The organism is Bacillus cereus group sp. MYBK14-1, assembly GCF_051916885.1.
GTDB classification, from domain to species: Bacteria; Bacillota; Bacilli; order Bacillales; family Bacillaceae_G; genus Bacillus_A; species Bacillus_A cereus.
Genome location: NZ_JBQAHM010000004.1, coordinates 288,516 through 303,081, shown reverse-complemented (window position 1 = coordinate 303,081; position 14,566 = coordinate 288,516). Strand labels below are relative to the sequence as shown.

Here is a 14,566-nt window from a genome sequence, read left to right as displayed (position 1 = left end):
GATATATTTCAAGATGTGATAGATATATTCGGAAAATCGTTAATATAATTTCACGTACTGTTAGTGTTGTATTATGTTTTAATTAAACTAACACATCAAAAGTAGTCACAAAAGATGGACGAGAGAAAATACTCTTTTGCTGTTCCGCATGTGGATGCGCTGGAGCTTGTCCTTCTGCTTGCGTGGGACGTTTTTTATGAGCGTTTTCGAATGAACGTGATTCTGTCCAGTCTTTAAAGTTTTGCTCTGTTTCCCACATCGTTAAGATGACGTATGTATCGTTACTTAATGGGCGTAGAACACGGATCGCTTGGAATCCTGGTTCGTTTTCAATAAGGCCTGCGCGGTTTTTAAAACGGTTTTCAAATACAGGGCGACCTTCGTCTGTGACAGAAATGTTGTTACAAACGATATAGCCAGGTTGTCCTTTAAATTCACCGACAGCATCTAGTACGTCATACTGAAGTGAACCTTCTACAGATTCTTCTGTATTTTCTTTATAAAACATATTTTTTTCATCATTTTTTGCAGTGAAATGTGCTTGTTCTAGAGGTGTTTCGTATGAAATAATAGCCTTCATTTTAATGCCCCCTTAATAGTTTGTTTCTATTATATCAACTCTCTTAAAAAACTTCGAAGATTATATACATAAAGATACTTCTTTTTCAAATAATAAATGTACCATCATTTGGAAAGAAGGACGATGTATGAAGAAAGTAAAGTGGACTTTATTAGGCGGCGTCGCAACGTTCGTAGTAGCGATTGTAATCTATAAACTTATCGTGTTAGCTGGTGGCTATATGATGGATGAAAAGCAGCTCGTTTTCCACTCTTCATCACGTATCGTTGACCAGAAAGGGAAAGAAATTACGAAATTATACGTAGAAAATAGAGAGCTCGTACCAATCGAGCAAATTCCGAAGTATGTGCAGCAGGCGTTTGTTGCGGTGGAAGATTCTCGTTTTTATGAGCATCAAGGGATTGATTATCCGTCTATATTCCGTGCTCTTTATAAAGATACGTTAGCTAGAGAGAAGGTAGAGGGCGGTAGTACCATTACGCAGCAACTCGCTAAAAACGTCTTTTTAACTCGTGAAAAAACATTTACGCGCAAATTGAAGGAAGTCGCAATTTCTCTTCAATTAGAGCAAAAATATACGAAGCAACAAATTCTTGAAATGTATATGAATCATATTTATTTTGGTCATGGGGCTTACGGCATTCAAGCGGCAGCAAAGTTGTATTTTAATAAAAATGTTGAGGATTTAACAGTAGAGGAAGGGGCAATGCTTGCAGGCCTTCCGAAGTCACCAAACGGATATTCACCGTACTATTCTGCAGAGAAGAGTAAGGAACGCCGTGATCTAGTGTTGTCACTTATGCATAAACAAGGCTATTTGACTGCAGAAGAAAGCGTTCGTTATCAAGGGAAGACAATTGCTCTATATAAAAATTTAGATGAGAATGAGCTTGCATATATGCCGTATATTGATATGGTCATAGATGAAGCCGCTCGTTTATACGGATTGTCTCATCAAGAAGTACTTCGCGGAGGATATACGTTTGTCGTACCTATGGATGAAAAGATTCAAAAGGTAGCATATAACCAGTTTCAAGATGCAAGGAATTTCCCTGGGAAAGAAGAGGGGGCGCAAGGTGCTTTCTTATTAATGGATAATCGTACGGGAGGGATTAAAGCGGCGATTGGGGGAAGAAAGTACGTCCCGAGAGGATTTAATCGTGTTTTTGCCAAAAGGCAGCCTGGATCTGTTTTAAAACCACTTATCGTTTATGCACCAGCACTAGAAACGAAAAAGTATAATCCGTATTCTTTATTAACGAATGAAAGAAATTCTTTTGAAGGGTATGAACCTCGAAATTATAATCATGAGTATTCAAAAGAAATGACGATGTATGATGCGATTTTAGAGTCGGCAAATGTACCGGCAGTTTCTTTATTAAATGAGTTAGGGGTAGAAGAAGGAAAGCAATATTTAGAAAAAGGAAATGTTCATATTGCAGATGCTGGTTTAAGTACAGCGCTTGGCGGATTGAAAAATGGCGTTTCAACATTTGATCTTGTAAAAATGTACCGTTCATTTTTAGCAAATGGAAATATTATCGAGCCGCACGTTATTGATAAAGTATTAAACAGACACGGTGCAGTCATTGGGGAATCTCCAAAAGTAGAGACGAAAATCTTCTCGAAGCAGACAGCATGGTATATGACGAAAATGTTAGAAGGAGTTGTGAAGGAAGGAACAGCGAGAGTTGGTGTATATAACGGTGCGTTAGCTGGGAAAACAGGTACAACTTCATTGCCAAATGACGATAAGGGAGCAAGAGATATGTGGTTCGTCGGCTATACACCAAACTTAGTAGGCGCTGTTTGGATTGGTTATGACCGCACGGATAAGGAGCATCAGTTGCAAGGAGAAAGTGCATCTGCGACAAAATTGTTTAAGAAAATTTTAACGAAGGCTAATGTAGAACATAAAGAGAAGTTTATGAAGCCTGAAGGTGTGGAAACAATCGGCGCTCCGATTCGGCTGCGCAAAATTGAAGATGTAAAAATGAAATTATCATTTAGCCCTTTCGGTTTATTTAAAGCAAAATTAAGCTGGACACCACTTCCAGATAACAGAATTATGTACCGAATCTATAGAGTGGAGAATGGAATTCATACGCATGTTAGCACTGTAAATGGTGCTGGGGAATATGAGGAAAAGTTCGTTAACATATTTTCAAAACCGAGCTTTTACGTTGTACCATATAATACACAAACGAATCGTGAAGGAGAAAAGTCAAAAGTAGCTAAACCATAGTTTTTCTCTGTGTTATAATAAGAATGTTGTGAAAATGGTAAGCGTTTTTAAGAATGTTTGTGTCAATTTAATGAACAACGTACATAATATTATGCATTTTGTTTTTACAAGCTGTATAGTAAAAAAAGATAAATATCGAACGTATTCGAAGCATTGGTAAGGAAGGGAGCAAGGGTCTTGGTAAGAACTATAAATGAGACATTTTTAAAAGCATGTAGGGGGGAACGTACCGATTATGTACCAGCATGGTATATGCGTCAGGCAGGTCGTTCACAGCCGGAATATAGAAAGATTAAAGAAAAGTATTCTTTATTTGAAATTACACACAATCCAGAGTTATGTGCTTACGTTACAAAATTGCCGGTTGATCAGTATAACGTAGACGCAGCAATTCTTTATAAAGATATTATGTCACCACTACCTGCAATTGGTGTGGATGTAGAAATTAAATCAGGTATTGGCCCAGTTATCGATAACCCAATCCGTTCTTTACAAGATGTAGAAAAACTAGGGGAAATCAATCCAGAAGATGACGTACCGTACATACTAGATACAATTCGTTTATTAACGACAGAAATGTTAGACGTACCGTTAATCGGTTTTTCAGGAGCTCCATTTACATTAGCGAGCTATATGATTGAAGGCGGTCCATCTCGTAACTACCATAATACGAAAGCGTTCATGTATGCAGAGCCAAAAGCTTGGTTCGCTTTAATGGATAAACTAGCAGATATGGTTATTACATATTTAAAAGCGCAAATTAACGCAGGAGCAAAAGCAGTTCAAATTTTCGATTCTTGGGTTGGAACAGTAAATGTAGCAGATTATCGCGTATTTATTAAACCAGCAATGGAGCGTATTTTTGCAGAAGTTCGTAAGATGGGTGTACCGATGATTATGCACGGCGTAGGAGCTGCACACTTAGTGAATGAGTGGCACGACTTACCGCTTGATGTAGTCGGCTTAGACTGGCGCTTACCGATTGAAGAAGCACGTGCACGCGGTATTCATAAGGCGGTACAAGGTAATATGGACCCTTCATTCTTACTTGCACCATGGTCTGTTATTGAAGAACATGTAAAAGGTATTTTAGATCAAGGGATGAAACAGCCGGGTTATATCTTTAACCTAGGTCACGGTGTATTCCCAGAAGTAAATCCAGATACATTAAAACGTTTAACTACATTTATTCATGAATACTCTAAAGGGCAGTTAGCGAAGTAAAGGAGCATTGCTGTATGAAAAAGAAAATTGGTTTGCTTGTAATGGCATACGGAACGCCATATAAAGAAGAAGATATTGAACGTTACTATACACATATTCGCAGAGGAAGAAAGCCAAGTCCTGAAATGCTGGAAGATTTAACAGAGCGTTACCGTGCAATTGGTGGTATTTCTCCTTTAGCTACTATTACATTAGAGCAAGCTAAGAAGTTAGAGAAGCGTTTAAATGAAGTACAAGATGAAGTAGAGTATCATATGTATCTTGGCTTAAAACATATTGAACCGTTTATTGAAGATGCAGTGAAAGATATGCATAACGACGGAATACAAGATGCAATCGCACTTGTTCTTGCACCTCACTATTCTACGTTTAGCGTGAAATCATACGTTGGAAGAGCACAAGAAGAAGCTGAGAAACTTGGAAACTTAACAATTCATGGCATTGATAGCTGGTATAAAGAGCCGAAATTCATCCAGTACTGGGTCGATGCAGTGAAAGGTATATATAACGGTATGTCAGATGCAGAGCGTGAAAAAGCAGTATTAATCGTATCTGCACATAGCTTACCAGAGAAAATTATTGCAATGGGCGATCCATATCCAGATCAATTAAATGAAACAGCGGACTATATCGCGCGCGGAGCTGAAGTAGCAAACTATGCAGTAGGCTGGCAAAGTGCAGGAAACACACCAGATCCTTGGATTGGTCCAGATGTACAAGATTTAACGAGAGAACTAAATGAAAAGCACGGTTATACTTCATTCGTATATGCACCAGTTGGATTTGTTGCGGAACATTTAGAAGTTTTATATGATAACGACTTTGAGTGTAAAGTTGTAACGGATGAAATTGGCGCGAAATATTATCGTCCAGAAATGCCAAATGCATCGGACGCATTTATTGATTGTTTAACAGATGTTGTATTAAAGAAAAAAGAATCTGTACTGTAAGAAGAAAGGGGGAGCCTGCTTGAGGAAAAAGGTTGTGATCATCGGCGGAGGCATCACTGGATTAACAGCAATGTATAACTTACAAAAAAATATTCATGAAAAAAACTTGCCGATTGATACATTACTTATAGAAGCATCGGGTAAACTTGGCGGAAAAATTCAAACCGTTCGAAAAGATGGATTTACAATTGAGCGCGGACCAGATTCTTTCTTAGCACGAAAAGAAAGTGCAGCTAGATTAGTGGAAGAATTAGGTCTTGGCGATGAACTTGTAAATAATCAAGCCGGTCAATCATTTATCCTTGTAAACAATCGGTTACATAAAATGCCGAATGGATCAATGATGGGAATTCCAACGCAAATTACGCCGTTTCTATTTTCCGGGCTGTTCTCCCCAATTGGTAAACTAAGAGCTGGCTTTGATCTATTAATGCCGAGGTCAAAGCCAGTATCTGACCAATCACTCGGACAATTTTTCAGACATCGTCTTGGAAACGAAGTGGTTGAAAACTTAATAGAGCCGTTACTATCGGGTATTTATGCAGGGGATATTGATGAAATGAGCTTAATGTCAACATTCCCGCAAATGTATCAAATTGAGCAGAAACATCGCAGTATTTCACTCGGTATGCGTACGCTCGCTCCGAAAGAAGAGAAAGCTGAACCGAAAAAGGGAATGTTCCAAACAGTGAAAACAGGTTTAGAATCTATCGTAGAATCTCTCGAAGCAAAGATGCATGAAGGTACGATAATAAAGGGAACTCGCATTGAAAAAGTTGCAAAACAGGGTGATGGTTATACGATTACTCTTAGTAACGGAAAAGAAATAGAAGCGGACGCCATCGTAGTGGCAACTTCGCATAAAGTATTGCCGTCCATGTTTGCTCAGTACAAGCAGTTTCGTTTCTTCCGTAATATTCCATCCACATCCGTTGCGAATGTGGCACTTGCTTTCCAAAAGTCTGCAATCCAGCGCGATATTAATGGTACAGGATTTGTCGTATCACGAAATAGCGATTACACGATTACAGCATGTACGTGGACGCATAAAAAATGGCCACATACAACGCCAGAAGGAAAAACACTCTTTCGCTGTTACGTTGGACGTGCTGGTGATGAAGCGGTTGTAGAACAAACTGAAGAAGAACTCGTTCAGCTCGTACTAGAAGATTTAAGGAAGACGATGGATATTACAGAGGATCCAGAGTTTACAATCGTAAGTCGCTGGAAAGAAGCGATGCCTCAATATACAGTAGGCCATAACGAGCGAATGAAAAAGCTCACAACATTTATGGAGAAAGAGTTGCCAGGTATATACTTGGCAGGTAGTTCTTACGCTGGTTCTGGTCTTCCGGACTGTATTGATCAAGGTGAGAAAGCAGCAAAGCGTGTGCTAGCTCATTTGGAGAAAGTAATGGATACGGAATTAATCGCACAGTAAAGTGAAACGCCTTCAATCACATTGAAGGCGTTTTGTTACTTATTCACCAATAAACATATATAAGTTATTTGGCTTTATAACAGCATCTCCTGCATAAATAACCCACTCTGTTAAGTTATCAAAATCTAAATGATAACTATTTCCTTCACTCATATCTTCTATAAAATATGGTTCATTAATGAGTATTCCTTGAATGAAATCTTCCGTAATGTTTTGCATTTCAAACCACATATGTTCACTTTTTCCTTCTTCGTAGGAGACACCAAACTTAGCAAGGAAACGAAAATCTTCATTTGATTGTTCAATGTGAAAAATGTTGCTGAAATACCCGAAAGTATTTTTCGCATTATAAGCCATACGATCGGTTTCACTATTTGTTTTATAGAACATGAGCCCTGTAGCTTCCTCGTGTTCTTTGAAAAAACTTTCAATATATTCTTCTGAAGTATTAAATTTGAATAAGAGGACGGATGGAGATTGATGGTATTCATCTCGGGCATCCATTCCGCCTAAGAATGTATTTTGTGCATCTATTGGCTGTAATTTCACTTCTTCATCCTCGATTGAAGATAATTGGTCCATACACGTTTTATGCCCTATATAAGATAATCCTTTTTCCCACGGAACAGCGACTGTATGTATAGAACCTTGCTGACTATGCGCGATAACGATAGGCTCATTCATAGGGACTTGTCCATTCTCAACGGCATTATTAGCAAATGTTTGAAAGAGATCGCCAATGCCGTAGTAGGAAGAAATGCGATTTGGAATAATTAACTCTATTTCAGTTACGCCCGCTCTTAAAAGGCCGTGTGTATGAAACCAATGTTGCGTAGGCTCGCCTTCTTTATCGTCTTCATAAACGGAATGAATAACGTATAAGTCAGGAATGTCAGGTAATAATTCATTTTCAACGTGATATTCAATATAGCTTCTAGATAGCACTTTCATTGCTGCACTTGAATCGATTACAAATAACAAATCTGGGGCGAGGTTCCATAAAAACTGTAACTGCTGGAAAAAGCAGTCCAGTACATCGCCTACAAACAGCGTACGAGTGAAAATTTCAGTACCGAAAGCCGCATCTTCAAAATTACGATCTACGATTGTAGAATCTTGTCTATTGTACATTTTATATTCTTCTGGGTCATTCGCCTCATCAATATGCAGTTCATACGGTATGATTGTTTCATCCATATGTAACTCAACAATAAGGCTTGTCTCATCACTATAAACAATTTTTAACTCATCAACTTTAGTAGCGATAGTTTCTAGCCGTTGTTTTAACTGCTCAATTGTAATTCTAGTTGGTATAACGGCAATCATATCTGAAAAATGACGTTCTAATGTTCCATTCATAGCTGCGCGGTATGTTTCTGTTTGCACTTCCATCCAATCACTCCTATTCAAATGAATCCATTTTACATGCCAATCAAATGTCGATATTTTCTGTTTTCTCACTAACATTATAGAGTGCATTTGTAGAAGGTGTAAAATTATTATTTTGTATTATAGTTTGAAAGCTTGTAAATTAAATAAATCTTTTGTAAAATTTGTCGAAAAATAGTTCTATATAACGAATCATTTGTTATGATAGAAATGCTGAGAAAATATGAAATAGGGAGAGGAAAATGGCTGTGAAGAAATTGTTAAGCGTCTTTTTATCATTCTTGCTATTGCTTTCATTTACTGGAACTTTAGCGCAAGCAGAAGAAACTGCTTCTATGTCAGTAGAAAAAGCAATTCAAGTATTTAAGCAGCAAGGGAAAACGAAGGGGATTGTGGAAGGATATATTGTCGGATATACGCAAAGTTCTTCTAAATATACGAAGGATCCAGCTAAGTTTGATGATACAAACGTAGCAATTGCAGATTCGCCAAACGAAACGAATCCAGACAAAATCATGCCCGTTCAGTTGCCAAAAGGTGATGTGAGAACGGCAGTGAATGTAAAAGATCACCCTGAAAATATCGGGAAGAAAGTTAGTTTGACTGGGACTCTTGAATTATATTTTAGTAACCCAGGTTTAAAATCAGTAACAGCTTATAAGTTTCAAGGTGAAGGACAAAACCGTGTTAGCGATGTAGTAGCTTCACCGAACGGTGGAGAAGTTGCTAAAGGAACAGCGGTAACATTAACGACGAATACAGAAGGCGCAACAATCTACTATACGTTAGATGGCTCTAATCCTACTAATAAAAGTGTTCGTTATAATGGACAAATTATAGTGAATGAAAATAGTGTAGTGAAAGCAATCGCAGAAAAAGAAGGACTTACTTCTTCAGCAATTTCGACATTTTCATTTATTATCGTAAATAATGAACAGGTTCGTATTCATGACATTCAAGGAAAATCACATATGTCTCCTTACAACGGGAAGAAAGTAAACAATGTGGAAGGCGTTGTAACAGCGCTTGATAAAAACGGCTTTTATATAGAAGATAATCAGCCAGATAATGATCCAGCTACTTCAGAAGGTATGTACGTATATAAAAAAGATGCGAATGTAGCAGTAGGAGATCTTATTCAAGTTGATGGAGTAGTAGAAGAATATGTTGGACCAGGCTATGCAGAGCGATTTGAAACAGACTTAACGACGACAGAAATTAAGGCGAGTCGCGTTGCTGTAATCGCAAAAGATCAATCTTTGCCGGCACCGATTGTACTTGGGGAAAACGGTGTGAAAATCCCAGACCAGATTATTGATAATGATGCATTTAGTTTATTTGATCCAAATGAAGATGCAATCGACTTTTATGAAAGTATAGAAGGTATGCGTGTTACGATGCCAACACCAAAAATTATTACACCTCAGAAAAACGGAAATTTATATGTAACAGTAAAAAATGGTGGAGATAAAGTAGTAACACAATATGGCACACCTCTATTAGATGAAAATCAATTAAATCCAGAGCGCCTTTCTGTAAAAGTACCTCGTGATTATGTAGCAAAAGTAGGAGATACTTTCACTGGAGATATAACAGGGGTAGTAGGATATGATTACGGTTCTTTCCGTATTTCGCCAATAACAGAACTGCCAGCTGTAGTGGATGGTGGATTTAAGCAAGTAGGCGCAAATATTCAGCCACGTCTTGATAAGTTAACGGTTGCTACATATAACATTGAAAACTTCTCAGCGAATAAAAAAGAAACAACAGATGAAAAGGTAAAAGCGTTAGCGTATTCTATTAAATACAACTTAAAAATGCCAGATATTATCGGTGTAGAGGAAATGCAAGATAATAACGGATCAATTAATGACGGTACAACAGATGCGTCATTAAGCGCAAAACGTATCATTGATGCAGTTCTAGAAATTCGTGGACCGAAGTATGAGTATGTAGAAATCGCTCCAAACAATAATCAAGACGGAGGAGCACCAGGAGCGAATATTCGCGTCGGCTTCTTCTATAATCCATCACGCGTGAAATTAGCGACGGTACCAAAGTTACTTGATAAAAATGTTGTTCGTATTGGAGACGAAAATCCATTATTTGAAAGTACACGTAAACCGTTAGCGGCAGAATTTACGTTCCAAGGACAAAACATTGTTGTCGTTGCAAATCACTTAAACTCAAAACTAGGAGATGCAACGCCATTTGGAAAAGTGCAGCCGCTCGTATTAAAAAGTGAAGACAAACGAATTCAGTTAGCACAAGAGGTAAATCATTTCGTTCAAGGAATTCAGAAAAAGAATACGAATGCACCAGTTGTCGTGTTAGGTGATATGAACGATTTCGAATTCTCTAAACCACTAAAAACACTAGAGGGAACAATCTTAAAAGATATGTTAAACACAGTGCCAAAAGAGAATCGTTACACGTACATTCACGAAGGAAATGCACAAGTGTTAGATCATATTTTAATAACAAATAATATCGCACCACACACAATTGTAGATCCAGTGCACTTAAACTCAAATATAATGAAAGAGCACGGACGTGTAAGCGACCATGACCCAGTACTTGCTCAAATTGATTTGAAGAAAGCTTCTTAAAGAAAGGAACGCTTAGGTGACTAAGCGTTCTTTTTTTGCATCGTTATAGAATAGTATAAAGAGATGATTCCTTTTTTTGTAATCTAATGATAAAATTGATTGAATATTTAGTTTTTTAATAAGGAGGACAACAATGCAGTTACAAATAAATGGAAAGGTAATGAATCAGTTTGCAATTTTTTTTAGTACGATCGTCATGCTTCAGTTTGTAGCTGATATAACAGGACTTACAAGCAATCTAGATATTACGTATAACTTAATACATACTGCAACTTCTTATATAACATTTAGTTTGGCGGTTATTTTCACTTTAATAGGTGCAAGAAGAGAATTAAGTAAATATGCAATTGTTTCATTATGTTTAGTAGTAGTGATTAAAGCGATTTATTTTGTAGCGGTTGTTATTTTATGGGGATTGGCTGGTACACCGTAAGTGAATAGTAAATAAAACCCTAATTTCCAATATAGTAAGGAAATTAGGGTTTTATTATACTTGAAACGCCTTTCTACACCGCTCTCTTTTTTGCAACCTTCTTCTATATTTTTTTCTATCACGTTTTACTCCTTGTATATACATGATTAAGCTAACGAGGAGGAAGAAGGCACATTGTATTGTCAAAATATATGGTGACATGCCATGCAGCGGCTGCCTTGGATCATATAAATGAATAGGTGCTCCGCCTATTGTAGGGAGTACCGTATTTAGCAGGACGTAAGGAATAGAGGTAGTTGCAAATGGAAATAGAAGCGCCATATAGTCCTTTTGGGACCATGCAGATGCAGCAAGTCCTAAAAGAGCCATCAAACCTGCAAATAAAAAATTAATTCCGATATATACAGCAATGTAAGTGATGGGAGAAGTTTCATATAAGTTTGCGAACATCCCGTTATCATTTATAATGCCTGAACCAGCCGTTGGTACTCCGTCTGGAATGGTTAATTTGCAAAATAATAACGATAAGATGAATGGAAATGTATAAAGAAGTCCGCCGCAAAAAAATGTAACGATATATTTCGTTACTGAATAAGAAAATAAAGAAATTTCTTTACTGACAAACGGTTTAAAACCATCGGACTTATCCGAGTTATAACTTGTACTAAAGGGAAGACTTGCAATAACTGGCATTAATAATAAATAAACATCCATTTCATTTCCACGAAATCCAATCCATTTAATATCCGTCGATATAGGTCCATTCGCAGCGTCTCCTAAATAACGAATTACATAATAATAATGATAAATACAAATAAGAACAAATCCACTAAACATAATAATTAAAGAAACACGATTACAAAAAGCTTGCTTTATATTTAAACGAAGCGCACGCATCATGACTGAAAAAGCCTCCACTATTTTGATAAACTTGTCTATTTTCTATATTACTATTAATTGTAAAGATTTTCTTGTTTTTTTATTTGATTATTTGAAAAAGAGGAATTTTGTTGTTGTGAAGTAAGGTTTAGCTGAAATTAATTTTTCTAAAATATGGTTGACAATTAAGTATTACATTTGTAATCTTAATTATAGATTACAAATGTAATACTTAGGAGTGAAACATACGATGACAAATCAATTACCTAAAATATCTGAAGCGGAATTAGAAATTATGAAAGTACTTTGGTCGAGTTCTCCGCAAACAGCGAATGAAATTATAGAAGAACTGGAAGATGCAATGGACTGGAAACCGAAAACAATCCGCACATTAATTAATCGATTAGTACAAAAGGAAGCCGTTTCTTACCATCAAGATAAAGGGCGTATGTACGCTTATTATCCGTTAGTATCACAAGATAATTATTTGCAAGTGGAAACGAAATCTTTACTAAAACGTTTTTGCGGTGCAGCGTTTAAGCCATTACTTGTTAATTTCTTAAAAGAGGAGAAATTATCTTCAGAAGATATTAATGAATTAAAACGCATTTTAGATGAGAAGACAGAGGAGAATAAGAGGAAGGATCGATAAAAATGATAGACACGCTTATAAATGTATACCTTCCTCATTTTTTTGATTGGCTTATAGAAACGTCACTTATGGCTAGCATATTAGTCGGATTTATTTTATGTATAAAAGTTCTATTTAGAAATAAATTAACCCCCCGGTGGCAATATATGCTGTGGATCGTATTAATGATAAGACTCCTTTTACCGTGGTCGCCAGATAGCTCTTATAGCATTTACTCATTACTTTCTTATAGTTCTAGCGTATCGGAAGTTATTCCAAAAAATATGCCGGCTACTGAGAATATAGTAAACATAGAAAGCGACCGTAAAGTGGAATTGGAATCAAATTCTAAAATGGTGACAAAAACTAGCGAACCGGAAGTAAAAGTCAGTTCGGAAAAACAGACTACATTTTCTTTATACCAACTTGCTTTGTATGTTTGGCTAGCTGGGGTAATCGTATTAGCAGTCATAACGTTTCTTACAAATAGACGTTTATATTCGTACATAAAGAAACAACCGGATATTACGGATGAACAGGTCGCTACAGTGTTTAATCGCTGTAAGCAATCTATGAAAATGAAGAAGGCAGTTTCGTTACGTCTAGCGGGAAAGATTGCGAGCCCAACTGTGTTTAGTTTCTTTCGTCCGAAAGTATTACTATCAAAAAAACATATGAAAGTATTAAATAAACAACAATTACAATATGTCTTTTACCATGAGTTAGCTCATATTAAGAGAAACGATGTAGCTGTAAATTGGATTATGTACAGTTTAATCCTATTAAATTGGTTCAATCCGATTCTTTGGTACGCCTATTTTTGTATGCGAGAAGATCAAGAATTAGCCTGTGATGCATATGCACTTACTTTTATAGATAAAGAGGAACAAATTGCATACGGACATACAATTATTACCCTTCTACAACACTATTCCTATCAAGTACCAAGCCTAGCAAATTTAAGTAGAAATAAACGAACACTAAAAAGGAGAATCGTTATGATTAAAAAATTCCAAAAGAAATCGTATCGTCTTTCTTTACTTGGAGTGATTGCGATAGCAGCTATAGCAGGCGGATTTTTATTAAATGCAAGGATAACCGAGGGAGATGAAAGACAGAAGGAAAAGGTTGTAGAAAATAAGCAATCTAAAGCGGCATTTGAAAAAGCGATAGAAACAGTATATGGTACACCAGAGAATGCAAGTAGAGAATGGGGTATGTCGATAAAGTCATATAAAAGAGATACAGATCTTTTGTATTTGGCAGAAAAGAATTTTACAAAAAAAGAATTTGAACAATATGTCCAATTATTTAAAGAGGCTAGCGAAATTCAGAAACAAGCAATGGTTAAGAAAAATGTGCCTGAGAATTATGATGGAGATACAAAGGAAATTAATCTTGAACGTTTGAATAAAACTGATCAAGAAAAATTAGCTAGTATTCAGAAGAAATTAAACCCTTTTAATGATAAATTGCAGAAGTCTTTAACATATACTATAGAAGAAGCAAAAGAACATGTACCGTATCAAATTAAGGAGCCAACTTATATACCTGAAGGTTATGAATTAAAGAGAGAATGGGCTGATTCATATTTTGGAAGAGATGTAGAATTAGTTATTAAATCAGAATATACAAAAGGGAAATATGGTTTTACAATTTACCAGTCAAGGATGTATATGGATGGTAATGTTAATGGTGGTAAGGATCCACTACACTACATGATGCCTGGAGAAGAGAATCTAGAAAGTTATAGTTTAGACGGGAAAGAAATGGTATATAATAAATATTCTCAAGGAGAGAGTAAGTTAAAAGGACTCAAAATGTTTGTACCAGCACAAGGTAAGAATAGTGATTATCAAATTGTCATAGTAAATGATATTTTTACAAGAGATACAAAGATATACGAAGAGATAATCGATGATGATCTAACTAAGAAAGAGATGGAGAAAATATTACTTTCTATGTCAAAATAATAGACAGTGTTCTTAAAACTTTGGTTTTAAGAACACTGTCTATTTTATTAAGTTTCTAGTGGGATCTAGTCAGCAATTATTTACGAATATATTCTAGCTTTCCATACAAGTATACTTTTTGATAAACTATGGACAGTATGATATAACTTGACTGAAATTTTTTTATACTGGAAATAATAAAAAGAGAACTTGTATAGAATGTAAGCGTGTGG

11 protein-coding genes are annotated in these 14,566 nt (G+C 36.3%); 8 read left to right on the top strand and 3 right to left on the bottom strand.

What is annotated here, in order from left to right:
- Positions 1–82: 82 nt before the first annotated feature.
- The gene (hmoB, locus tag ACTFR3_RS14450) at positions 83–580 is read right to left on the bottom strand and encodes a heme-degrading monooxygenase HmoB (RefSeq protein ID WP_000644062.1); all 498 of its coding nucleotides are present in this window, start codon (positions 578–580) and stop codon (positions 83–85) included.
- Positions 581–707: 127 nt separating this feature from the next.
- On the opposite strand from hmoB, the gene ACTFR3_RS14445 reads away from it, so the two are divergent.
- From ACTFR3_RS14445 to hemY, 4 genes are all read left to right on the top strand, one after another.
- Positions 708–2,825 carry a transglycosylase domain-containing protein gene (locus ACTFR3_RS14445; RefSeq protein ID WP_000756288.1) on the top strand — a complete coding sequence of 706 codons (2,118 nt, stop codon included), beginning with the start codon at positions 708–710 and terminating at the stop codon, positions 2,823–2,825.
- A 177-nt stretch (positions 2,826–3,002) separates the two neighbouring features.
- Positions 3,003–4,049: a uroporphyrinogen decarboxylase gene (hemE, locus tag ACTFR3_RS14440; RefSeq protein ID WP_017656766.1), complete on the top strand. Its 1,047-nt coding sequence runs from the start codon at positions 3,003–3,005 to the stop codon at positions 4,047–4,049.
- Positions 4,050–4,063: 14 nt separating this feature from the next.
- Positions 4,064–4,999 carry a ferrochelatase gene (hemH, locus tag ACTFR3_RS14435; protein WP_000726775.1) on the top strand — a complete coding sequence of 312 codons (936 nt, stop codon included), beginning with the start codon at positions 4,064–4,066 and terminating at the stop codon, positions 4,997–4,999.
- Between the two features lie 19 nt (positions 5,000–5,018).
- Positions 5,019–6,440 (top strand): protoporphyrinogen oxidase, encoded by a 1,422-nt coding sequence (gene hemY, locus ACTFR3_RS14430; protein ID WP_255913440.1) that lies wholly within the window; start codon positions 5,019–5,021, stop codon positions 6,438–6,440.
- A 39-nt stretch (positions 6,441–6,479) separates the two neighbouring features.
- Here hemY and ACTFR3_RS14425 read toward each other — a convergent pair whose 3' ends face one another.
- Entirely contained in the window at positions 6,480–7,832 is a 1,353-nt protein-coding gene (locus ACTFR3_RS14425) for a DUF4026 domain-containing protein (RefSeq protein ID WP_440044499.1), read from the bottom strand.
- Between the two features lie 239 nt (positions 7,833–8,071).
- On the opposite strand from ACTFR3_RS14425, the gene ACTFR3_RS14420 reads away from it, so the two are divergent.
- Positions 8,072–10,438, top strand: a complete 2,367-nt coding sequence (locus ACTFR3_RS14420; RefSeq protein ID WP_440044497.1) for a DUF6359 domain-containing protein — start codon at positions 8,072–8,074, stop codon at positions 10,436–10,438.
- 133 nt (positions 10,439–10,571) lie between these two features.
- Positions 10,572–10,871 (top strand): hypothetical protein, encoded by a 300-nt coding sequence (locus ACTFR3_RS14415; protein WP_001176852.1) that lies wholly within the window; start codon positions 10,572–10,574, stop codon positions 10,869–10,871.
- Between the two features lie 54 nt (positions 10,872–10,925).
- Here the strand turns inward: ACTFR3_RS14415 and ACTFR3_RS14410 are convergent, their stop codons facing one another.
- Positions 10,926–11,771, bottom strand: coding sequence for a membrane protein (locus tag ACTFR3_RS14410; RefSeq protein WP_000984146.1), 846 nt, complete (start codon positions 11,769–11,771; stop codon positions 10,926–10,928).
- A 229-nt stretch (positions 11,772–12,000) separates the two neighbouring features.
- Between ACTFR3_RS14410 and ACTFR3_RS14405 the strand changes: the two genes are divergently transcribed.
- Together ACTFR3_RS14405 and ACTFR3_RS14400 are read left to right on the top strand one after the other, a co-directional pair.
- On the top strand, positions 12,001–12,402 hold the full coding sequence (locus ACTFR3_RS14405) for a BlaI/MecI/CopY family transcriptional regulator (RefSeq protein ID WP_000184509.1): 402 nt from the start codon (positions 12,001–12,003) through the stop codon (positions 12,400–12,402).
- A 2-nt stretch (positions 12,403–12,404) separates the two neighbouring features.
- Positions 12,405–14,354, top strand: a complete 1,950-nt coding sequence (locus ACTFR3_RS14400; protein ID WP_440044495.1) for a M56 family metallopeptidase — start codon at positions 12,405–12,407, stop codon at positions 14,352–14,354.
- Positions 14,355–14,566: the final 212 nt, after the last annotated feature.

What these genes read in the sequence shown, in the direction of transcription:
- ACTFR3_RS14415 (WP_001176852.1), top strand. Translation starts at nt 10,572, where the DNA reads ATGCAGTTACAAATAAATGGAAAGGTAATGAATCAGTTTGCAATTTTT.
- ACTFR3_RS14425 (WP_440044499.1), bottom strand. Translation starts at nt 7,832, where the DNA reads ATGGAAGTGCAAACAGAAACATACCGCGCAGCTATGAATGGAACATTA.
- ACTFR3_RS14410 (WP_000984146.1), bottom strand. Translation starts at nt 11,771, where the DNA reads ATGATGCGTGCGCTTCGTTTAAATATAAAGCAAGCTTTTTGTAATCGT.
- ACTFR3_RS14445 (WP_000756288.1), top strand. Translation starts at nt 708, where the DNA reads ATGAAGAAAGTAAAGTGGACTTTATTAGGCGGCGTCGCAACGTTCGTA.
- hmoB (WP_000644062.1), bottom strand. Translation starts at nt 580, where the DNA reads ATGAAGGCTATTATTTCATACGAAACACCTCTAGAACAAGCACATTTC.
- ACTFR3_RS14400 (WP_440044495.1), top strand. Translation starts at nt 12,405, where the DNA reads ATGATAGACACGCTTATAAATGTATACCTTCCTCATTTTTTTGATTGG.
- ACTFR3_RS14405 (WP_000184509.1), top strand. Translation starts at nt 12,001, where the DNA reads ATGACAAATCAATTACCTAAAATATCTGAAGCGGAATTAGAAATTATG.
- ACTFR3_RS14420 (WP_440044497.1), top strand. Translation starts at nt 8,072, where the DNA reads ATGGCTGTGAAGAAATTGTTAAGCGTCTTTTTATCATTCTTGCTATTG.
- hemH (WP_000726775.1), top strand. Translation starts at nt 4,064, where the DNA reads ATGAAAAAGAAAATTGGTTTGCTTGTAATGGCATACGGAACGCCATAT.